Origin of the sequence: Pseudomonas turukhanskensis, assembly GCF_027922365.1 — a bacterium.
GTDB classification, from domain to species: domain Bacteria; phylum Pseudomonadota; class Gammaproteobacteria; order Pseudomonadales; family Pseudomonadaceae; genus Aquipseudomonas; species Aquipseudomonas turukhanskensis.
This window is the reverse complement of sequence record NZ_BSFN01000001.1, coordinates 75,671-95,892: the sequence shown is the minus strand read 5'-3', so window position 1 is coordinate 95,892 and position 20,222 is coordinate 75,671. Positions and strand designations below refer to the sequence as shown.

Annotated in this window: 19 protein-coding genes; 12 read left to right on the top strand and 7 right to left on the bottom strand. The window is 61.5% G+C overall.

Annotation, left to right across the window (positions count from 1 at the left end):
- Positions 1 to 16: 16 nt before the first annotated feature.
- Positions 17 to 1,042: an ArsR/SmtB family transcription factor gene (locus tag PKE98_RS00390; RefSeq protein ID WP_271193252.1), complete on the bottom strand. Its 1,026-nt coding sequence runs from the start codon at positions 1,040 to 1,042 to the stop codon at positions 17 to 19.
- A gap of 188 nt (positions 1,043 to 1,230) precedes the next feature.
- On the opposite strand from PKE98_RS00390, the gene tkt reads away from it, so the two are divergent.
- The 8 genes from tkt (at position 1,231) to PKE98_RS00350 (ending at position 8,058) form a co-directional block, all read left to right on the top strand.
- A complete protein-coding gene (gene tkt / locus PKE98_RS00385) occupies positions 1,231 to 3,228 on the top strand; it encodes a transketolase (protein ID WP_271193251.1) in 1,998 nt (665 codons plus the stop codon).
- A gap of 169 nt (positions 3,229 to 3,397) precedes the next feature.
- Positions 3,398 to 4,456: an erythrose-4-phosphate dehydrogenase gene (gene epd, locus PKE98_RS00380; protein ID WP_271193250.1), complete on the top strand. Its 1,059-nt coding sequence runs from the start codon at positions 3,398 to 3,400 to the stop codon at positions 4,454 to 4,456.
- Between the two features lie 26 nt (positions 4,457 to 4,482).
- Positions 4,483 to 5,655, top strand: a complete 1,173-nt coding sequence (locus tag PKE98_RS00375) for a phosphoglycerate kinase (protein WP_271193249.1) — start codon at positions 4,483 to 4,485, stop codon at positions 5,653 to 5,655.
- An 8-nt stretch (positions 5,656 to 5,663) separates the two neighbouring features.
- Positions 5,664 to 5,906: a hypothetical protein gene (locus PKE98_RS00370; protein ID WP_271193248.1), complete on the top strand. Its 243-nt coding sequence runs from the start codon at positions 5,664 to 5,666 to the stop codon at positions 5,904 to 5,906.
- 157 nt (positions 5,907 to 6,063) lie between these two features.
- Complete coding sequence (locus PKE98_RS00365) at positions 6,064 to 6,264, top strand: hypothetical protein (protein WP_271193247.1); 201 nt, start codon at positions 6,064 to 6,066, stop codon at positions 6,262 to 6,264.
- Between the two features lie 61 nt (positions 6,265 to 6,325).
- Positions 6,326 to 6,640, top strand: a complete 315-nt coding sequence (locus PKE98_RS00360) for an MliC family protein (RefSeq protein ID WP_271193246.1) — start codon at positions 6,326 to 6,328, stop codon at positions 6,638 to 6,640.
- A gap of 105 nt (positions 6,641 to 6,745) precedes the next feature.
- Positions 6,746 to 7,810 carry a class II fructose-bisphosphate aldolase gene (fba, locus tag PKE98_RS00355; protein ID WP_271193245.1) on the top strand — a complete coding sequence of 355 codons (1,065 nt, stop codon included), beginning with the start codon at positions 6,746 to 6,748 and terminating at the stop codon, positions 7,808 to 7,810.
- An 8-nt stretch (positions 7,811 to 7,818) separates the two neighbouring features.
- On the top strand, positions 7,819 to 8,058 hold the full coding sequence (locus PKE98_RS00350) for a hypothetical protein (protein WP_271193244.1): 240 nt from the start codon (positions 7,819 to 7,821) through the stop codon (positions 8,056 to 8,058).
- Positions 8,059 to 8,216: 158 nt separating this feature from the next.
- On the opposite strand, the gene PKE98_RS00345 is transcribed toward PKE98_RS00350, so the two are convergent.
- Positions 8,217 to 8,909: a polysaccharide lyase family 7 protein gene (locus tag PKE98_RS00345; RefSeq protein WP_271193243.1), complete on the bottom strand. Its 693-nt coding sequence runs from the start codon at positions 8,907 to 8,909 to the stop codon at positions 8,217 to 8,219.
- Positions 8,910 to 9,147: 238 nt separating this feature from the next.
- Here PKE98_RS00345 and PKE98_RS00340 point away from each other — a divergent pair, with 238 nt between their 5' ends.
- A complete protein-coding gene (locus PKE98_RS00340; RefSeq protein WP_271193242.1) occupies positions 9,148 to 9,651 on the top strand; it encodes a M48 metallopeptidase family protein in 504 nt (167 codons plus the stop codon).
- Here the strand turns inward: PKE98_RS00340 and PKE98_RS00335 are convergent.
- On the bottom strand, positions 9,648 to 9,890 hold the full coding sequence (locus PKE98_RS00335; RefSeq protein ID WP_108094946.1) for a DUF2789 domain-containing protein: 243 nt from the start codon (positions 9,888 to 9,890) through the stop codon (positions 9,648 to 9,650). The two genes, PKE98_RS00340 and PKE98_RS00335, sit on opposite strands and share 4 nt — an antisense overlap.
- 263 nt (positions 9,891 to 10,153) lie before the next feature.
- On the opposite strand from PKE98_RS00335, the gene PKE98_RS00330 reads away from it, so the two are divergent.
- Positions 10,154 to 11,011, top strand: coding sequence for an HDOD domain-containing protein (locus PKE98_RS00330; RefSeq protein WP_271193241.1), 858 nt, complete (start codon positions 10,154 to 10,156; stop codon positions 11,009 to 11,011).
- Positions 11,012 to 11,140: 129 nt separating this feature from the next.
- On the opposite strand, the gene yccS is transcribed toward PKE98_RS00330, so the two are convergent.
- Together yccS and PKE98_RS00320 are read right to left on the bottom strand one after the other, a co-directional pair.
- Positions 11,141 to 13,336, bottom strand: a complete 2,196-nt coding sequence (gene yccS, locus PKE98_RS00325) for a YccS family putative transporter (RefSeq protein WP_271193240.1) — start codon at positions 13,334 to 13,336, stop codon at positions 11,141 to 11,143.
- Between the two features lie 164 nt (positions 13,337 to 13,500).
- Positions 13,501 to 14,679 carry a BaiN/RdsA family NAD(P)/FAD-dependent oxidoreductase gene (locus tag PKE98_RS00320; RefSeq protein WP_271193239.1) on the bottom strand — a complete coding sequence of 393 codons (1,179 nt, stop codon included), beginning with the start codon at positions 14,677 to 14,679 and terminating at the stop codon, positions 13,501 to 13,503.
- Between the two features lie 154 nt (positions 14,680 to 14,833).
- On the opposite strand from PKE98_RS00320, the gene PKE98_RS00315 reads away from it, so the two are divergent.
- Positions 14,834 to 15,625 (top strand): substrate-binding periplasmic protein, encoded by a 792-nt coding sequence (locus PKE98_RS00315; RefSeq protein ID WP_271193238.1) that lies wholly within the window; start codon positions 14,834 to 14,836, stop codon positions 15,623 to 15,625.
- On the opposite strand, the gene PKE98_RS00310 is transcribed toward PKE98_RS00315, so the two are convergent.
- Together PKE98_RS00310 and dbpA are read right to left on the bottom strand one after the other, a co-directional pair.
- Entirely contained in the window at positions 15,622 to 16,857 is a 1,236-nt protein-coding gene (locus tag PKE98_RS00310) for a GGDEF domain-containing response regulator (RefSeq protein WP_271193237.1), read from the bottom strand. The two genes, PKE98_RS00315 and PKE98_RS00310, sit on opposite strands and share 4 nt — an antisense overlap.
- 161 nt (positions 16,858 to 17,018) lie before the next feature.
- A complete protein-coding gene (gene dbpA / locus PKE98_RS00305) occupies positions 17,019 to 18,398 on the bottom strand; it encodes an ATP-dependent RNA helicase DbpA (RefSeq protein ID WP_271193236.1) in 1,380 nt (459 codons plus the stop codon).
- A 225-nt stretch (positions 18,399 to 18,623) separates the two neighbouring features.
- Here dbpA and PKE98_RS00300 point away from each other — a divergent pair, with 225 nt between their 5' ends.
- Complete coding sequence (locus PKE98_RS00300; RefSeq protein ID WP_271193235.1) at positions 18,624 to 19,868, top strand: HD-GYP domain-containing protein; 1,245 nt, start codon at positions 18,624 to 18,626, stop codon at positions 19,866 to 19,868.
- The last annotated feature ends 354 nt before the right edge of the window (positions 19,869 to 20,222 follow it).

Below are 20,222 nucleotides of genomic sequence, written 5' to 3'. Positions count from 1 at the left end.
GACGGGTTCCTGTTTATCAAGTAGTCGGCAGCGTTACGGCTGCTGATGGGTCCGGGCTGCCAGGGGCGCGCTGAAAATGGCGCACCTGAATCTGGAAACCATTGCGTAATCCAATGTAGAGGCTCTCGCCGGACACCAGGCCTGCGGCGGTTGCCCAGTGGGCCAGGTCGTCCTGTTCAAAGCCTAGCCAGAGATCACCACAGGCCTCCCTGGCCCAGCTCTGGTTGTGGCGGCATAACTCGGTAATCAACAGGCTGCCGCCAGGTTTTACCCGTTGCGCCAGCTGTTTCAACGCATCGGCCGGAGCGGCCAGGTGGTGCAGCACCATGTTCAGCACCACGCAGTCAGCGGCCAGGCGCTCACTGTCTTCATTTAACGCATCGGCCAGTAACAGTTCGACGTTGCCCAGGCTTTCCTGTTCGCAGCGCATGCGCGCCAGCTCGAGCATTGCCGGGCTGTTGTCCAGCGCCGTCACGTGGGCAAAGCGGCGCGCGAGCTCAGGCAGAAAACCGCCGTCGCCGGGGCCGACTTCCAGCGCCGTGGCATCGGCTGCAAAGCCCAGGGCGTCGAGCAGGGCCAGCACGCTGTCGCGGTACTGCGGCAAGCCGGCGATCAGGTCTTGCTGGGCCCGGAAGTTTTCGGCCATACGGCTGAAAAAATCCTGGCTGGCTGCGGCGCGTTGGCCATGCACGGCGGCGATGCGGGTTTGCACGTCGGCAGGCAGTTCCAGGTTATCCACTTCATCGAGCAGGGCGCTGTGCAGCAAGCGGCCCAAACGCTCGGCGGGGGCTAGTGCGCGGCGATAGAAAATCGCGTTGCCCTCGCGCCGGGTGGCCACCAGGCCGGCCTGCGCCAATACTTTCAAATGGTGGCTCATGCCCGATTGCCCGGTGGCGAAAATCTGCGCCAGTTCCAGCACCCCGAACGAATCGTTGCACAGGGCTCGCAGCACGTTCAGACGCAGCGGATCGCCCCCGGCCTTGCACAAGGCAGCGAGTTCGTCGGCAGGCTCGAAACGGAGCTGGGGCACGCGCATATTCATAGGCTGCGCAGTCTAGTCGGTCATTTTTTATCCAGCAACCTCAATATCAAAAAGTTTTGATATTGCCGGTGCGCTTAGGTCGCAGGGTAGAAAAGCACCTCAGTGCGACCATCTGTGATTGCCCCGCACCCGCCGCCTGGGCGAAAATGGCCGCCTTTTTGTGAACAGCCCTACCCAGGAGATTAGCGATGCCCAGCCGTCGTGAGCGTGCCAATGCCATTCGTGCCCTCAGCATGGATGCCGTGCAGAAAGCCAACAGCGGCCACCCCGGTGCACCGATGGGCATGGCGGATATCGCCGAAGTGCTGTGGCGTGACTACCTCAAGCACAACCCGAGCAACCCGAGCTTCGCCGACCGTGACCGTTTCATCCTGTCCAACGGCCATGGCTCGATGCTTATCTATTCGTTGCTGCACCTGACCGGCTACGACCTGTCCATCGACGACCTGAAAAACTTCCGCCAGCTGCACAGCCGCACCCCGGGCCACCCGGAATACGGCTACACGCCGGGCGTGGAAACCACCACTGGCCCGCTGGGTCAGGGCCTGGCCAACGCCGTGGGTTTTGCCCTGGCCGAAAAAGTGCTGGGCGCGCAGTTCAACCGTCCTGGCCACAACATCGTCGACCACCACACCTATGTGTTCCTGGGTGACGGTTGCATGATGGAAGGCATTTCCCACGAAGTGAGCTCGCTGGCCGGCACGCTGGAGCTGGGCAAGCTGATCGCGTTCTACGATGACAACGGCATCTCCATCGACGGCGAAGTCGAAGGCTGGTTCACCGACGACACCCCGAAACGCTTCGAAGCCTACGGCTGGCAAGTGATCCGCAATGTCGACGGCCACGACGCCGAAGAAATCAAGATCGCCATCGACACCGCGCGCAAAAGCGCCCAGCCCACCCTGATCTGCTGCAAAACCATCATCGGTTTCGGCTCGCCGAACAAGCAGGGCAAGGAAGAGTGCCACGGCGCCGCGCTGGGTAACGACGAAATCGCCCTGACCCGTGCCAACCTTGGCTGGAACCACGCGCCGTTCGAAGTGCCTGCCGACATCTACGCCGAGTGGGACGCCAAAGCTGCTGGTGCTGCCGCCGAAGCTGAGTGGAACAAGCGCTTCGACGCTTACGCCGCTGCCCACCCGGAACTGGCCAGCGAACTGAAACGCCGCCTGGCCGGCGACCTGCCTGCCGACTTCGCCGACAAGGCTGCTGCCTATATCAACGAAGTGGCGAGCAAAGGCGAAACCATCGCCAGCCGCAAAGCCAGCCAGAACGCCCTGAACGCCTTCGGCCCGCTGCTGCCGGAATTCCTCGGTGGCTCGGCTGACCTGGCCGGTTCCAACCTGACTCTGTGGAAAGGCTGCAAAGGCGTCAGCGCCGAAGACGCTGCCGGCAACTACATGTTCTACGGCGTCCGCGAGTTCGGCATGAGCGCCATCATGAATGGCGTGGCCCTGCACGGCGGCTTTGTGCCGTACGGCGCCACCTTCCTGATCTTCATGGAATACGCCCGCAATGCCGTGCGCATGTCGGCGCTGATGAAGCAGCGCGTGCTGTATGTGTTCACCCACGACTCCATCGGTCTGGGCGAAGACGGCCCGACTCACCAGCCGATCGAACAGCTGGCCAGCCTGCGCACCACGCCGAACCTGGACACCTGGCGCCCAGCCGATGCCGTTGAATCGGCCATCGCCTGGAAGCACGCAGTAGAACGCAAAGACGGCCCGACAGCGCTGGTCTTCTCCCGTCAGAACCTGCCGCACCAAACGCGCGATGCCGAGCAATTGGCCAACGTTGAGCGCGGCGGTTATGTGCTCAAAGACTGCGCCGGCGAGCCTGAGCTGATTCTGATCGCCACCGGTTCGGAAATCGGTCTGGCTGTTGCCGCTTACGACAAGCTGACCGAGCAAGGCCGCAAGGTGCGCGTGGTATCCATCCCGTGCACCAGCGTGTTCGATGCTCAAGACGCCGGTTACAAGCAGTCGGTTCTGCCGCTGCAGGTGGGCGCGCGCATTGCCATCGAAGCGGCGCACGCCGACTACTGGTACAAGTATGTGGGCCTCGAAGGCCGCGTGATCGGCATGACCAGCTTCGGCGAGTCGGCCCCGGCGCCTGCGCTGTTCGAACACTTCGGCTTTACCGTGGAGAACATCCTCGAGCAGGCCGGCGAGTTGCTGGAAGGCTAAAACGTTTGCCCGCTTACACCGTCGTCCCCGCGTAGGCGGGGACCCAGGCGCGCCGATCCATCTGCGTACCTGGATTCCCGCATGCGCGGCGGTCCGCCGATGCGGAATGACGGGGTAAGCCCGGCAGGTATGCCGCACCCCCTCCGCTTCATCCGACGTGAGCCTGTCCATGTCCCAACGTCCTTACAAAGTTGCCCTTAACGGTTATGGCCGCATCGGCCGTTGCGTGCTGCGCGCGTTGTATGAGCGTGGTGCCAAGGCGGGTTTTCAGGTGGTGGCGCTCAATGACCTGGCGGATCTGGCCAGCATCGAATACCTCACGCGCTTCGACTCCACCCACGGCCGGTTCCCTGGCGAGGTGCGCATCGAGGGCGAGTTTCTGCATATCAACGGCGACAACCTGCAAGTGCTGCGCAGCGCCACGCCCGAGGGTGTGAACTGGGCTGCCTTGGGTATCGACCTGGTGCTGGAATGCTCTGGCGCCTATAACAGCCGGGCCGATGGCCAGCGTTTTCTCGATGCCGGTGCGCCGCGTGTGCTGTTCTCGCAGCCGATGGCGAGCGAGGCGGATATCGACGCCACCATCGTCTACGGCGTTAACCAGCAGACGCTGACCGGCCGCGAAACCCTGGTTTCCAACGCCTCGTGTACTACCAACTGCGGTGTGCCGCTGCTGAAATTGCTGAATGAAGCGGTGGGTCTGGAATATGCATCCATCACCACCATTCACTCGGCCATGAACGACCAGCCGGTAATCGACGCCTACCACCACGAAGACTTGCGGCGTACCCGCTCGGCCTTTCAGTCGGTGATTCCGGTGTCCACGGGCCTGGCTCGCGGTATCGAACGCTTGTTGCCGGAACTTGCCGGGCGAATTCAGGCCAAAGCGGTGCGGGTGCCGACGGTGAATGTGTCATGCCTGGACATTACCCTGCAGACTGCACGCGACACCGATGCCAGCGAGATCAACCGCGTGCTGCGTAACGCCGCGGAGAATGGCCCCTTGAAAGGCTTGCTGGCCTATACGGAATTGCCGCACGCCAGCTGCGATTTCAACCACGACCCGCATTCGGCGATTGTCGATGGCAGTCAGACCCGCGTTTCTGGCCCACGGCTGGTGAATCTGCTGGCCTGGTTCGACAACGAATGGGGTTTCGCCAATCGCATGCTCGATGTGGCTCAGCACTATTTAGATATTTCAGCTCCAACTGCTTCTAACGACCTTTGATCAACCAGCCCGGGAAGGACTGCGCCATGACCACCCCTCTTGTACAAAAAATGAGCGACCTCGATCTCAAAGGTAAGCGCGTACTGATTCGCGAAGACCTCAACGTGCCCGTCAAGGACGGCGTGGTCACCAGCGATGCGCGCATTCTCGCCTCCCTGCCCACCATCAAACTGGCCCTGGAAAAAGGCGCCGCGGTCATGGTGTGCTCCCACCTGGGGCGCCCGACCGAGGGCGAGTTCAGCGCGGAAAACAGCCTCAAGCCAGTGGCTGACTACCTGAGCAAGGCCCTGGGCCGTGACGTGCCGTTGGTGGCCGACTACCTCGGCGGCGTCGAGGTGGCCCCCGGCGATATCGTGCTGTTCGAAAACGTGCGCTTTAACAAAGGCGAGAAAAAGAACGCCGACGAACTGGCCCAGCAATACGCTGCCCTGTGCGACGTGTTTGTGATGGACGCTTTCGGCACCGCGCACCGTGCTGAGGGTTCCACCCACGGCGTGGCCAAGTTCGCCAAAATCGCCGCTGCCGGCCCGCTGCTGGCGGCCGAGCTCGACGCACTGGGCAAAGCCTTGGGCGCACCGGCCAAGCCGATGGCGGCCATCGTTGCCGGCTCGAAAGTGTCGACCAAGCTGGACGTGCTCAACAGCCTGAGCCAGATCTGCGACCAGTTGATCGTCGGTGGCGGCATCGCCAACACCTTCCTTGCCGCTGCCGGTTACCCGGTCGGCAAGTCGCTGTACGAACCCGACCTGCTGGACACTGCCAAAGCCATCGCGGCCAAGGTCAGTGTGCCGTTGCCGGTTGACGTGGTGGTGGCCAAGGAATTTGCCCAGACCGCCGAAGCCACCGTCAAAGCCATCAGCGACGTGGCTGATGACGACATGATCCTCGACATCGGCCCGCAAACCGCCGCGCTGTTTGCCGACCTGCTCAAGTCCTCGAAAACCATTCTGTGGAACGGCCCGGTGGGCGTGTTCGAGTTCGACCAGTTCGGCGAAGGCACCAAGGCCCTGGCCCTGGCGATTGCCGAAAGCTCGGCGTTCTCCATTGCCGGCGGCGGCGACACCCTGGCGGCCATCGACAAATATGGCGTGGGCGAGCAGATCTCCTACATTTCCACCGGTGGTGGCGCGTTCCTCGAATTCGTCGAAGGCAAAGTGCTGCCGGCCGTGGAAGTGCTCGAACAGCGCGCCAAGGCTTGAGACCAGCCATGCGCCGCGTGTGCTTCATCGCTGCCGTTGTCCTGCTTACGCAGGGCTGCAGCAGCGCCGAGCCGCAAAAGATCACGCCGGACAAGCCTGAGCCAACCCAGGAGGCGCGCGAGCGCTGTTACCAGACCAGTTGGTGGGCAGAAACCTCTGCGGTGATCTACCGTCGTTTCGACGAAGAACACCAACCGCAGCCCGCCCAAGGTGAAAACCAGCCAGCGGCTGCGACGGAGGAGTGCCCGTAAGCGGTGCGGTTCGCGAGCAAGCTCGCTCCTACGGTGCGAAACATCACCGATAGGAGCCAGCTTGCTGGCCAAGCGCTTGAGGCGCTTACGCAGGAGCAACTATTTCAGCGCCCCAGGGGTCACTGCTAATAACCTCCCGCGTAAAGGAACACACGCCATGACCCGCTACAGCGCCACCCTGTTGTCCGCTTCGTTGTTAGTGCTACTGACCGGTTGCGCCGGTGGTAGCTCACCGAGCACCTGCGAGGTGATGAGCCCCGCACAGATCAGCCTGCCGACCAACCAGAACGATCAGCGGGTGGAAGCGCAAACCACCGGGGAACCGGTGTCCGACAGTCACGAGCAAGATTGCCCCTGACTGAGCCGCCCTTGATTGAGGCGTAGCCGGGCAAGCCAACGCAGGCCCATAAGGAGTGTGGATGAAAGCTGTTATGGGCCTGCTGGCCCTCGTATTGCTTGCTGGTTGTGCCAGCTCAAAACCCACCGACCAGTGGACCACCTGGACCTGCGACAGCCAGGCCAAGGTGCTGTGGCGTTATGCCGAAGGCAACCAGAGTGCTGTTGATGTGCGCCTGGGTGGCAGCGATATCGTTTATCGGCTCAAACAGGAACCTGTAGAGACCGGGGCTTTCTATAGCAGCGATGTTCTGGCCTTTCACATAAAAGGACAGGAAGGCCTGATTTACTGGGTTGCCAATAACGACCTGATTGGCCGGGGCTGCAAAGCCCCATAAGTATTCACACGGCAGAGGGCCTAACGCAGTGCCTTCTTCGCCTATACAATGCCCGCAGTTGCAGGCTTGCACGATTAACTAGCGAAACCGGGAGATAGTTAAACCATGGCACTTATCAGCATGCGCCAGATGCTGGACCACGCCGCCGAATTCGGCTACGGCGTACCAGCTTTCAACGTCAACAACCTGGAACAGATGCGCGCCATCATGGAAGCGGCTGACAAGACCAATTCCCCGGTGATCGTGCAGGCTTCGGCCGGTGCACGTAAATACGCGGGCGCACCGTTCCTGCGTCACCTGATCCTGGCGGCAATCGAAGAATTCCCGCATATCCCGGTGTGCATGCACCAGGACCACGGCACCAGCCCTGACGTGTGCCAGCGCTCCATCCAACTGGGCTTCAGCTCGGTAATGATGGACGGCTCGCTCGGCGAAGACGGCAAAACCCCTACCGACTACGACTACAACGTACGCGTTACCCAGCAGACCGTGGCCATGGCCCACGCCTGCGGCGTTTCGGTAGAAGGCGAGCTGGGCTGCCTGGGTTCGCTGGAAACCGGCATGGCCGGTGAAGAAGACGGCATTGGCGCCGAAGGCATGCTGGACCACAGCCAGATGCTGACCGACCCGGAAGAAGCCGCCGACTTCGTCAAGAAGACCCAGGTGGATGCCCTGGCGATTGCCATCGGTACCAGCCACGGCGCGTACAAGTTCACCAAGCCGCCTACCGGCGACGTGCTGGCCATCGACCGTATCAAGGAAATCCACAAGCGCATCCCCAACACCCACCTGGTGATGCACGGTTCTTCGTCGGTACCGCAAGAGTGGCTGGCGATCATCAACCAGTACGGCGGCGACATCAAAGAAACCTACGGCGTGCCGGTTGAGGAAATCGTTGAAGGCATCAAGCACGGCGTGCGTAAGGTCAACATCGACACCGACCTGCGTCTGGCGTCCACCGGTGCCATGCGCCGCCTGATGGCCACCAACCCGAGCGAATTCGACCCACGCAAATTCTTTGGCGAAACCGTCAAAGCCATGCGCGACGTCTGCATCGCCCGCTACGAAGCCTTCGGCACCGCCGGCAACGCTTCGAAGATCAAGCCGATTTCCCTGGAAAGCATGTTCCAGCGTTATGCCAAGGGTGAGTTGAACGCCAAGGTGAACTAAGTTCGCTGGTGTTACTGCTCAAACAGAAGCCCGCCTTTATGGCGGGCTTTTTGTTTTCCAAACCAAAACACCCGTCATCCCAGCGCAGGCTGGGATCCAGAATGTTGTGGCGGGCAATTAACCGCGCTCCATCCACTATTCTGGGTCCCAGCCTGCGCTGGGACGACGGTGTGCTCGGTTATTTCGTGGTTTTAGCTGCCGCCGCCGTGGTCGCCGCCACCGCCGTATGGTCAATCTTCAACACATAAAACGCCGCCACGCCGGCCTCGGTTTCCTAGCCTTTCTCCCGAAGCCAACACCCGTCATCCCAGCGCAGGCTGGGATCCAGAATGTTGTGGCGGGCAATTAACCGCGCTCCATCCACTATTCTGGGTCCCAGCCTGCGCTGGGACGACGGTGTGCTCAGTTATTTCGTGGTTTTAGCTGCCGCCGCCGTCGTATGGTCAATCTTCAACACATAAAACGTCGCCGCACCGGCTTCGGTTTCGTAGCCTTCGTTGTCCTGGGTGTACACGCCGGCCTTGAAGTAAAGCAGTTTGGGCGCCCAGGTCGGGTCTACCCTGGTTGACCACTGGGCGCTGTTGACGGTCACCGACAGCGCGCCCTTGGGCGACAGATGCAACGTGTAGGTGAAGCGCTGGTTGAGCTTCACGCCGCTGAGCACGGTAATCACCTGGCCTTCTTCATCCAGCGGATTGCCCCGTACCTTGGCGACGATATTGGCCGTGGCCGTCTTGGTTTTGTACTGGAACTCCAGCTTCACCATCGGCTTACTGCTGCCGAACGCGTGAATCTGGCCGATCACCACTTTGCCCGTAGACGGCACTTGGTTTACTGCAACGGCGGCGCGCAGAAAATTGTCAGCGCTGGGGTAGGTCCAGTTGCGTAATTTGCTGTCGGCGAAGGTTTCGCGCAGTTCGCTGCGCGGGTAGCTGGCGCTTTCGGTTACGGTGCCGTTGACCGGCGCCCAGAAAAATACCGAGCCGTTGTTGGCCTTGAAGTAATAGTCCTGGTAGCCGCCCACCAGAACCGGGGTCTGAATAGTGGTGGCCGGCACGCCAACAGGGATGGACAGGTTCCAGGTAGCCAGATCAATCATCAAATTCTCTCCGCGGGAGAGGTGGTTATGTCCCGCGGCCTGTGTATCGTGCGGCGTCTGGCGCCCTTGAATGCCTTTCGTCGCCCCCGACCTGTCATGAAATCGACAGCCGTTTCGCTGCTTTTGCGGGTGGTTGCTGCAAGTGCTTGATGTGTTTCGGGGCGTTGGCAAAGCTGGCGTTTTGCCCGGCCGGCAGCCTTGGTTAAACTGACGGCCCACTGCCGACGACTGGCTGCCCATGCCCCCGCTCAAATACTTGCAAGCCTACCCGCCCGCCCTGCAAGAGCAGGTGCGGCAGCTGATCGCCAGTGATCGTCTGGGGGAGTATTTGCAACAGCGCTATCCGCATAAGCATGCGGTGCAGAGCGACAAGGCGCTCTACGCCTACACGCTGGAACTCAAGCAGGAGCACCTGCGTAACGCGCCGGCCATCGACAAGGTGCTGTTCGACAACCGCCTGGACCTCACCCACCGCGCACTTGGCCTGCACACGGCCATTTCGCGGGTGCAGGGCGGCAAGCTCAAGGCCAAGAAAGAGATTCGCGTGGCGTCGTTATTCAAGGACGCCGCGCCGGAGTTTCTGCGCATGATCGTGGTGCATGAGTTGGCGCACCTCAAAGAGTCCCACCACAACAAGGCCTTCTACAAACTCTGTGAGTACATGCTGCCGGGGTATCACCAGTTGGAGTTTGATCTGCGCGTTTATCTAACCTGGCGGGATCTGCCTAAAGCGCAAGGCTAAGGCACTTTCTTGCGCAGCAGCACATTGAGCTGATCGACCACCGGCGCCCAGTCGGAATCATCAAGAATCTCGTCCTGCAAAAACGCCTGCTGCGACGGCGACCAGAAGCTGGCTTTGGATACCTTGATCTCATCAGGCAGCGGCGAATGGCTGGCGATGAATTGGGCGATTTCGTCGGGTTCGGAAGGCAGGCCGAGTTGTTGGAACAAGGCGGGAAGGTCGTGCTTGTTACGTTCCATGGTGTAGTCCTCAGTGGGCAAGCAGGCGTAAGGGTGGGACTGTCAGGTTTTGCTCGTGGTTCAACCTCGTTGCAGAGCGTTCTTCGCGCCTGGGGCCCGGCGTTCGCCTGGACGACGGGATTGTTTGGCCGTTCTTCGTCTTCCGGTGCTTATCAAATAGACGGGCCGTGCCACGGTTCACACATCAGACGGGCGGCCAATGGGCAAACCCCGTGATAGCGATTAGCCTGTACGGTCTAAGGGTTCGCGCCGGAGCAGGTTTCATGTCAGCCGTGTTGAGCGGGTATGCCCGCTATCGCCAGGTGGTCACGCAGCTGATGTCTGGCGAGGAACAATTGCCCAGCTTGCCGGCCTTGACCCTGGAAATCCGCAAGGCCCTGCGCAGCCCCGATATCAGCCTGGAAGCCCTGAGCAAACTCATCAGCCGCGACCCCGCCCTGGCCGCGCTGCTGATCAAGTATTCGTCCAGCCCGCTCAATCGCACCCGCCGTGGCCCCAAAACCCTCAAGGACGTGATGCAGTTGCTGGGCGTCGGCCAGGTCGACCGCATCACCATGGTCCACAGCATTCAAAGCCTGTTTACCCTGCACAGCGCCGCCCATAAAAAGCTCTTTATGGAAGCCTGGGAGCGGCTGATTCTGCAGGCCTGCATCTGCGGGTTTCTGGCCGCCAAAGTGAGCCATATCCAGCCCGAACAGGCGCTGCTGGCCAGCCTGATGAGCGAATTGGGTTCGTTGGCGATTCTCTCGGCCTTCAAAGACGACGCCGTGCCCTCGCGCGAGCTGTACCTGCAACTGTGTCAGGAATACAGCAAGTCGCTGGGCGTGATTCTGCTGAAGAAATGGGCGGTGGATGAGGAGTTGGTGGCGATTGTGCGCAACAGCGGCAACTGGGAGGAGCGGGGCGTCGGCTATCACATGGAGCTGCTCGACCTGGTCAACCTGGCGCGCTACCACCGCCTCAAAGGGTTTGACCACGTGGCCGACTTGCCACCGCTGCAAAGCCTCACTGGCTTTGGCAAACTGCTGCCGCCGTATAACCAGCTGGATATCAATGGCGGCTTGCAGCTGATTACCGTGCACCGCGATGAGATTGATGCATTGGCGGATATGCTTCGGTAAAGCCGTCACTCGCCGTCATCCCAGCGCAGGCTGGGATCCAGAATGTTGGATTAGGCGAGGTGGTGAGTACGCCGCACGATTCTGGATTCCGGCCTGCGCCGGAATGACGGCATGTGATGAGCGATTTCATCACCCCGGCGCGTTGATACTCACCGGATCGCGCAGCACATGCGCCGCCAACGTGCGCAGCGGGCTCAACTGCCGGCAGATCAACGCCAGCTCGCTCTGCACCAGCCGTTCGCGGTCGTCCATTTCTTCCGGCAGTTGTTCCAGCGCCTTGGCCAGCTCTTCTTCGGCATCGCTGTGGATCACCACCGGGGTTTTCTCCACCAGGTTCTGCGCCACTTCGTCCAGGCTGCTAGCCAAAATCGACGCCGCCTGGCTGATCAGGCCCGGCCCGACGGCGCTGGCCAACGGCTCGCCACGGTGCGCGCCGAGGGCCGACAGGTAACTGAGCAAGGTGTGCGAGAGCACTAGGAAGCGGAAGCCCACATCCGCTTCCTTACGGAAGTGCCCCGGCTCCATCAGCATATTGGCCAGCGTGCTCGATAGCGCCGCATCAGCGTTATGGGCGTTGCGCCGGGCCAGGCGGTAAGCCAGGTCGTCGCGTTTGCCTTCGGCGTACTGGCGCATGATCTGCTGCAGGTAGCGGCTGTTGCAGCTCAGGGTATTGGCCACCACCTGGTTCAGGCGCCGGCCCTGCCAGTCCGGCAGAATCAGGAAAACCGCCAGGCCCGCAATCAAGGCGCCCAGCAGGGTGTCCACCAGGCGCGGCACAATCAGGCCGTAGCCGTCGCCCACCTGGTTGAAGCAGAACATCACCATCAAGGTAATCGCCGCCGTCGACAGCATGTAGCGCGTGGCCCGGTTGGCGAAGAACACCACCCCGGCGACTACGGCGAACATCGCCTGAATCAGCGCGCCGGGGAACAGGTCGAACAGCGCCCAGCCCAGAACCAGGCCGATCACCGTGCCGCCAATCCGTTGCATCAGCTTTTTGCGCGTGGCGCCGTAGTTAGGCTGACACACGAACAGCGTGGTGAGGATGATCCAGTAGCCTTCCTCGGGGTGAATCAGGTGCAGCATGCCGTAGCCCACGCTCAGGGCAATGGCCAGGCGCAGGGCATGACGGAATAGCAGCGAAGTCGGCGTCAGTTGCAGGCGAATGCGGCCAATGATGTCTTTGAGCGAACGCGGCGAGCGGTCGAGCAAGCTGCTGTCCTGCTCGTCGGCCAGGGCGTCGGGGTTATTGGCATTGGACAGCAGGTTATTCAGCGTGCCGAGGTTGCTGGCCAGCGCGCGTAACGAACGCAGCAGGCTGCGCCAGGCCGGGTTGCTCTGGATGCGCAGGTGCTCCATGGAGGCTTGCAGGTCGGCCAGGGCCTGGCTGGAGTGGCCGCCGTAGTCGAAGCTCTGGCGCAGCTGAATGGCCTCGCCCAATTGCTGGCAAGCCCAGCCTTGCTGGCGCAGCAGGCGCTGGCAGCGAAACAGCACGTCGCTGTGGAAAAACGCTTCGGCCAGTTCGTTGTAGGGATAGTGCGAGGAGCTGGCGCGCTCGTGAATGTCCTGCGCCATAAAGTACAGCTTCAGGTAGCGGCTGATTTTCTGCCCCGGCCGCGCACTGTCCACGCGGTTGAGAATGATCTCTTTGCTGGCATTGAGCGCGGCCACCACCTTGCCGTTCTGCTTGGCCAGGGCCAGACGCTTGTCTTCCAGCTCGACCCCGCGAATCGGCTCGAACAACGCCGATTTCAGCTTGAGAAAGCGCCCCAGTTCGCGGAACAACACGGCCAGGCTCTGCTGCACCGGCTGGTGGGTAAACAGCGCCTGCCAGATCACTGACAGCAAGCCATACCAGGCGGCGCCAGCCACCAGCAGCATCGGCTCATGCCAGAAATTCACCTGGGCGCCGTCGCGCTGGTCCACCCCGATCATGGTGTACACCGAGAGAATCAATGTGGCCTGGGCAATGCGTGCATAGCGCTCGCCTAATGCGCCAAGCATGGTCAGGCAGAAGCTCGCCAAGGCCATTGAGGCGGCAAATACCCAGGGCATCGGGAATAACAACTCTACCGCCACCGAGGCCACGCTAAAGCACGCCAAGGTCACCAGCAGCGCATTGAGGCGGCCCTGCCAGCTGTCATCGGTTTCGGCCAGGGCGCTGGCGATAACCCCGAGAAACAGCGGAATCAGCTGGTGCATGGCGTCCTGCGTCCAGCACAGTGCCATGATCCCGGTAAGGGCGATAAAGGCCCGCAGGCTGTAGCTGAACTTGTCCAGCGCCCAGAGGCGGCGCAGGGATTGGCGAATGGTGGGAGCTGGCATCGTGGGCAGACAACCTGACTGGCGATACGTTGATTAGAGCGGATAAGCCGCGCAGTGCGAACCGTCGCGGTCTTTAATTACCACAAACGGTGGGCGATCAGCGCGCAGTGCCGCGCGCTTCAAGCATGCTTGGACAGCTGCCGCGCCGCGAAGTCACGCACCGCCTAAACGAACTGCGCGGCGGCGTACGCCGAGGCCCAGGCCCACTGGAAGTTGAAGCCGCCCAGGTGGCCGGTCACGTCCAGCACTTCGCCGACAAAATACAGCCCCGGCGATTTCAGCGACTCCATGGTTTTGGACGACACCTCCTTGGTGTCGACGCCGCCCAGGGTCACCTCGGCCGTGCGGTAGCCCTCGGTGCCGGCCGGCACCACCTGCCAGTTGGCCAACTGCTCGGCAATCTGCGCAAGCTCCGCCGGGGTGTACTGCTTCATGGGCCTCGACACAAACCAGTGCTCGGCCAGCAGGTTGGCCATCTTTTTGGTGAACAGCTCACCGAGCAGCGTTTTCAGTTCGCTGTTGGGGCGCTCGGCCTGTTGCTCGGCGAGCCAGGTAGGCACGTCATGGTCGGGCAAGAGGTTGATCGACACGGCCTGGCCGGGCAGCCAGTACGAGGAAATCTGCAAAATCGCCGGACCGCTGAGGCCGCGGTGGGTGAACAGAATATTTTCGCGAAAGCTCTCGTCGTTGCAGCTCACCAGACAATCCACCGAGGTACCCGACAGCTCGGTACACAGTGCCTTGAGCTGATCGGTAATGGTGAACGGCACCAGCCCTGCGCGGGTCGGCAGCACGTTGTGGCCAAACTGCTTGGCCACCTGATAACCAAAACCGGTGGCGCCCAGGGTCGGGATCGACAGACCACCGGTGGCAATCACCAGCGAGGTGCAGCTGACGGCGCCAATGCCGGTTTGCAACTGGTAGCCGCTGTCGGTCTTGTCTATCTGGGTGACAGCGGTGTTCAGGTGCAAGGTCACGCCCGCCTGGTCGCATTCGCTGAGCAGCAGCTCGAGAATGTCGCTGGCCTTGTTATCGCAAAACAGCTGGCCAAGTTTTTTCTCGTGGTACGGCACGCCGTGCTTGCTCACCAGCTCGATAAAGTCCCACTGCGTATAACGGGCCAGTGCCGATTTGCAGAAGTGCGGGTTCTGCGACAGGAAGTTGGCCGGCTCGGTGTACATATTGGTGAAATTGCAGCGCCCGCCACCGGACATCAGGATTTTCTTCCCGGCCTTGTTGGCGTGGTCCAGCAGCACCACCTGGCGCCCGCGCTTGGCCGCTTGCAGCGCGCACATCAAACCGGCCGCTCCGGCCCCAATAATCACCACATCCGCACCTTGCACCGCGCACCTCAAAGCTTAGCCCCGTCTACAGGGGCGGCAGTTTAGCGTAAGCGCCGCACAAAACTTGGCGTTTCCCTTCAACGGCACTGGTGTTGTGGGCCAAGGCCTGACTAAGCTCTGGTATCCATGAGCCGGTTTGAAGAAGACGCCCGGTATGAAGTCGATTGCGCGCCTTATGTTGTGGCTGGTCATTGCTTGCAGCACTTCAGTGCATGCGGAGTCCTTGCGCCTGGTGGCCAATGCCTGGCCGCCGTTCAATGACGTCAATCTGCTTAACAACGGCCTGTCCAGCGACCTGGTGATCACCGCGCTCAAGCGCGCCGGTTACTCAAGCTCCTATTTTCAGGTGCCATGGGCGCGCGTGGTGCACGGGTTGCAGGTGGCCGATTACGACATTGTGGTGAGCGCCTGGTACAACGATGAGCGCACCACCTACGGCGTGTTTTCCCAGCCGTACCTGATCAACCGCATCCGCTTTCTGCAGCGCAAGGGCGGCACTATCCAATTTGCTACCCTGAGCGACCTGGTCAGCAACAGCATTGCCGTGGTGCGCGGCTATGTGTACCAGCCTGTCTTCGACACTGACCCCTCCTTACTGCGGGTGCCCGTGGTGGACTTCGCCATGGGCGCGCGCATGCTTGCCGCCGGGCGGGTGCAACTGACCCTGGAAGATGAGCTGGTGGCGCGCCATTACTTTCAGTACGAACTGCGCGGTATCGAAGACCAACTGGAATTCTTGCCCAAGCCGCTGAGCGAAAATGGCCTGCATATTCTGGTGCGCAAAAGCCACCCGCACGCCGAAGAAATCGTCGAGCGCTTCAATCAGGCCATGCAAGCCATGCGTGAAGACGGCACCTACGCCAAGATATTCGCCGCCCATGGTTTTGCCGCCGTTGCCGAATCAAGCGGCCCCACAGGCCAGGACACCGGTGAAATTCCCGATTAGTTGCTGACCGTGCGCCCGCGCCCCTGGTGTTTGGCTTGGTACAGGCGGGTATCGACTTGGTGCAGCAGGCTTTCCAGGTCCTCCGCCGCGCCCTGATACACCCCAGCACTGAAGTTCAGCGCCGGCGCATCGGCGGCGTATTTCAAACCGGCCACTACCTGACGCAACTGCTCCAGGGCGCCTTGCAAGGCCGGCGCGTCCTGGCGGCTGAGCAGGGCGAATTCCTCACCGCCCAAACGGCCCAGCAAGGCGTCGGGGAACACCTGCACCAGCGCGCGGGCGAACAGCACTAGCGCGGTGTCGCCGCTGGCATGGCCAAACTCGTCATTGATGCTTTTGAAGAAATCGAGGTCCAGCATGGCCACGCTCAGGTCATGGCCACCGCGCTGCGCCAGCTTGCACATCTGTGTGCCTTGCTCGTAGAACGCGCGGCGGTTGTAAAGGTTGGTCAACGAGTCGAACAACGCCGCCTGTTTCAGCGCCTGCATCAGATCGCGTCGTTCCAGGGTCGACATCACCCGGCAATTGAGCTCTTCCGGGCAGAACGGTTTGCGCAGAAAGTCATCGGCACCGTGCTTGATAAACAGCGCGCTCAGCGAGCCCTTGGTGTCGGCAGAAAGGCCGAGAATAATCAGGTCAGTGCGCTTCATCTTCTGCCGCAACATCTTCACCAGCTCGAAGCCGCTGATGCCGGGCATGCTGTGGTCTACCAGCAGCAGGTCGATATCGGGCTGTTCCTTGAGGATTTGCAACGCCTGGTCGCCGTCCACCGCATCGATGATCTGGTACAGGTGCGAGGTGAGGATGCGGCGGATGAAATGGCGCGTGGAGTCGGAGTCTTCGGCCACCAGGATTTTCACCTGACTGTTGCTCTCAAGGCGGTGCAGCAGGCGGAAGGCGTACTCATAGGAATGCTGGCTTTCCTTGAGCACGTAATCGACCACACCCTTGAGCAGCAGCTCGTCGCGGCGCTGCTCGTTGTAGGAGCCGGTGAGCACGATGCACGGCAGGGTGTAGCCGAGCACCAGGTCGACGATTTCACCGTCCATGGCATCGGGCAGATTGAGGTCGACAATGGCGGCGAAGAACAGCGAGGCGGAGGTTTCCAGCATGACCTGGGCTTCGCCCAGGGAGGCGCAGAACACCGGTTGCAGGTTGGGTTCCTGGCGGAACAGATGCTCGAGGATTTTGAGCACCAACGGGCTGTCTTCGACTACCAGGATGTTTCTCACCTACTGCTCCTTGTCACGGTGGTTCTGCGTCTCGCCGGGTGGATCGTCGCTGCGCCTTACGATTCTGGACCCCAGCCTTCGCTGGGGTGACGAAGTACCTGACAACACCTCCGTCATCCCCGCGCAGGCGGGGATCCAGAATCGTAAGGCCAAATGCGGTTTTAAAGCATCCGTACGCGAATGGACTTGCCTTTGATTTTCCCGCTGTTCAGGCGATTCAACGCCTGATTCACCACATTGCGATCCACCGCCACATAGGCCTGGTAATCGAAGATGGCGATCTTGCCGACCTTGTCGCCGGCAATGCCGGCATCCCCGGTCAGCGCGCCAAGAATATCGCCCGGGCGCACTTTGTCTTTGCGCCCGGCGCCGATGCACAGGGTCACCATCGGCGGCTGCAACGGGCCGCCCGGCTGGGCTTTCAAGTTGTCGATCTGGTCCCACTTCAACGGCGCCTGCTGGCGGGTTTCGATGGCTTGCGCGCGGTGCGCTTCGGCCGGGGCCACCAGGCTCAGGGCCAAGCCTTTTTCGCCAGCACGACCGGTACGGCCAACGCGGTGAATATGGATTTCCGAATCGCGCGCCAGCTCGACGTTGATCACCGCATCCAGCGAGTCGATGTCCAGACCACGGGCCGCCACGTCAGTGGCCACCAGAATGCTGCAGCTGCGGTTGGCGAACATCGCCAGTACCTGATCGCGGTCGCGTTGTTCCAGGTCGCCGTTCAGTGCCTGGGCGGAAAAGCCTTTGGCCGTCAGGTGGTCGACCACTTCCTGGCACTGCTGCTTGGTAAAGCAGAAGGCCACGCACGATTGCGGACGGAAGTGCGCCAGCAGTTTGGTCACGGCCTGCATGCGCTGGTCCGGGTCAATTTCGTAGAAGCGCTGCTCGATCTGGTTGTCAGCATGCAGCGACTCGGCGCGCACCTGCTGCGGGTCGCGCATGATGGCGGCAGACAACTGCTTGATGCCAGACGGGTAGGTAGCCGAGAACAACAGGGTCTGCCGCTTCGCCGGGGTGTGGCTGATGATGTCGGTGATGGCGTCGTTAAAGCCCATGTCGAGCATGCGGTCGGCTTCGTCGAGCACCAGGGTGTTGAGGCCGTCGAGTTTCAGGGTGCCCTTGCGCAGGTGCTCCTGAATGCGCCCCGGGGTGCCGACGATAATGTGCGCGCCGTGCTCCAGCGAGCCGATCTGCGGGCCGAAGGGCACGCCGCCGCACAGGGTCAGTACCTTGATGTTGTCGGCACTGCGGGCCAGGCGACGAATTTCCTTGGCCACCTGGTCCGCCAGTTCGCGCGTGGGGCACAGCACCAGCGCCTGGCAACCGAAGTAGCGCGGGTTCAGCGGGTTGAGCAGGCCGATGCCAAAGGCGGCGGTTTTGCCGCTACCGGTCTTGGCCTGGGCGATCAGGTCCATGCCCTTGAGAATCACCGGCAGGCTTTGTGCCTGAATCGGCGTCATCTCGGCATAACCCAGGGACTCCAGGTTGGCCAACATGGCGGCGGATAGGGGCAACGAATTGAACGCGGTGGAAGTCACGGGGCAGGCCTGCTGAACGGAAATGGCGTGCAGTGTAACAGGGGCGCCGTGTACCACGGCATTGCAGGCACTCAAGGGGCGACGGACTGCGACTAAAGATAGGGCGCTGGCCTGTGTAATTTGTAAAAACCCCAGCGCAAAGGTGGCTATTTGCTGGTATTACTTTCTCCAGGGGTCAGGGCGTTGTTCGCTGACCATATCCGCTGAAATTTGCCGGGTCCTGCCGTGCTGAAACGAATCGCCGTTGCTGATCTTTGCCTGGGCATGTTTGTTCACGAATTCTGTGGTTCGTGGATGGAACACCCATTCTGGAAAGCCAAGTTCCTACTCGACTCTGCCAAGGACCTTCAGCGCATCCGCGACAGTGGCATCGAAGAGGTCTGGATCGACGCCGACAAAGGCCTGGACGTACCCGACGGCAGCGCTGCCGTGAGCCAGGAGCAAGTGGCTGCCGAGGTGGAGCAGTTGCTGGTCGCCGAGGTGGACGCCAAACCGGTGAGCACATCGCTGGAAGAGGAGGTCAAGCGCGCACAGAAGCTCTGCGCCCGGTCCAAGGACGCCGTCGTCGCCATGTTCGGCGAGGTGCGCATGGGCCACGCCATCGATGCCGAGCGGGTGGTCGAGCTGGTGGACGAGATCACTGCCTCGGTGATGCGCAACCCCGACGCCATGATCAGCCTGGCGCGCCTGAAAACCTCCGATGAATACACCTATATGCACTCCGTGGCCGTATGCGCACTGATGATTGCGCTGGCTCGCCAGCTGGGGCTGTCTGACGAGCAGGTGCGTGAGGCTGGCGTGGCCGGGTTGCTGCACGACATCGGCAAGATGATGATCCCCGACACTATTCTCAACAAACCCGGCAAACTCACTGACGCCGAATTCAACACCATGCGCGACCACCCCATGGCCGGGCTGAAGCTGCTCAAAGACAACCGCGACATCAGCGCCATCGTGCTGGACGTGTGCCTGCACCACCATGAAAAGGTCGATGGCAGCGGCTACCCGCACCACCTGGTGGGCGAGCAGATCAGCCTGTTTGCCAAGATGGGCGCCGTCTGCGACGTGTATGACGCCATCACCTCCAACCGCCCGTACAAAAGTGGCTGGGACCCGGCCGAGTCGATCCGCAAGATGGCCGAGTGGAGCAAAGGCCATTTCGATCAGGCGGTGTTCCAGGCCTTCGTCAAATCCGTGGGCATCTACCCCACCGGCTCGCTGGTGCGCCTTGAAAGCGGGCGGCTGGGTATCGTCATGGAACAGCACGCCACCTCGCTGCTGACGCCGCGGGTGAAAGTGTTTTTTATGGCCAAATCGAAAACGCCGATTCCCCAGCAGATCATCGACCTGGCCAAGCTGGTGGGGCGCGAGAAGATCGTCGGGCGCGAGGCGCCGGAAGACTGGAATTTTCCGCGGCTGGAAGAGTTGTGGAGTGGGCTGCCATCGAAGAATGGCAGTTACTTCGGCTGACTCGTTTACCCCAGCACCGTTGTCCCTTTCGCAACCCTGGATCCCAGCCTGCGCTGGGATGACGGAGGGGGAGCAAGAACACCGTCATCCCGGCGCAGGCCGGGATCCAGAATGCCGTGCCTTGGCTTGAGGACTTGTGGAGTGGGCTGTTGCAGTTACTTCGGCTGACTCGTTTACCCCAGCACCGTTGTCCATTTCGCAACCCTGGATCCCAGCCTGCGCTGGGATGACGGAGGGAGGCGCAAGAACACCGTCACCCCGGCGCAGGCCGGGATCCAGAATGCCGTGCCTTGGCTTGAGGACTTGTGGAGTGGGCTGTTGCAGTTACTTCGGCTGACTCGTTTACCCCAGCAC

What these genes read in the sequence shown, in the direction of transcription:
- PKE98_RS00390 (WP_271193252.1), bottom strand. Translation starts at nt 1,042, where the DNA reads ATGAATATGCGCGTGCCCCAGCTCCGTTTCGAGCCTGCCGACGAACTC.
- PKE98_RS00375 (WP_271193249.1), top strand. Translation starts at nt 4,483, where the DNA reads ATGACCACCCCTCTTGTACAAAAAATGAGCGACCTCGATCTCAAAGGT.
- PKE98_RS00370 (WP_271193248.1), top strand. Translation starts at nt 5,664, where the DNA reads ATGCGCCGCGTGTGCTTCATCGCTGCCGTTGTCCTGCTTACGCAGGGC.
- epd (WP_271193250.1), top strand. Translation starts at nt 3,398, where the DNA reads ATGTCCCAACGTCCTTACAAAGTTGCCCTTAACGGTTATGGCCGCATC.
- fba (WP_271193245.1), top strand. Translation starts at nt 6,746, where the DNA reads ATGGCACTTATCAGCATGCGCCAGATGCTGGACCACGCCGCCGAATTC.
- PKE98_RS00340 (WP_271193242.1), top strand. Translation starts at nt 9,148, where the DNA reads ATGCCCCCGCTCAAATACTTGCAAGCCTACCCGCCCGCCCTGCAAGAG.
- PKE98_RS00345 (WP_271193243.1), bottom strand. Translation starts at nt 8,909, where the DNA reads ATGATTGATCTGGCTACCTGGAACCTGTCCATCCCTGTTGGCGTGCCG.
- tkt (WP_271193251.1), top strand. Translation starts at nt 1,231, where the DNA reads ATGCCCAGCCGTCGTGAGCGTGCCAATGCCATTCGTGCCCTCAGCATG.
- PKE98_RS00335 (WP_108094946.1), bottom strand. Translation starts at nt 9,890, where the DNA reads ATGGAACGTAACAAGCACGACCTTCCCGCCTTGTTCCAACAACTCGGC.
- yccS (WP_271193240.1), bottom strand. Translation starts at nt 13,336, where the DNA reads ATGCCAGCTCCCACCATTCGCCAATCCCTGCGCCGCCTCTGGGCGCTG.
- PKE98_RS00330 (WP_271193241.1), top strand. Translation starts at nt 10,154, where the DNA reads ATGTCAGCCGTGTTGAGCGGGTATGCCCGCTATCGCCAGGTGGTCACG.
- PKE98_RS00365 (WP_271193247.1), top strand. Translation starts at nt 6,064, where the DNA reads ATGACCCGCTACAGCGCCACCCTGTTGTCCGCTTCGTTGTTAGTGCTA.
- PKE98_RS00360 (WP_271193246.1), top strand. Translation starts at nt 6,326, where the DNA reads ATGAAAGCTGTTATGGGCCTGCTGGCCCTCGTATTGCTTGCTGGTTGT.
- PKE98_RS00315 (WP_271193238.1), top strand. Translation starts at nt 14,834, where the DNA reads ATGAAGTCGATTGCGCGCCTTATGTTGTGGCTGGTCATTGCTTGCAGC.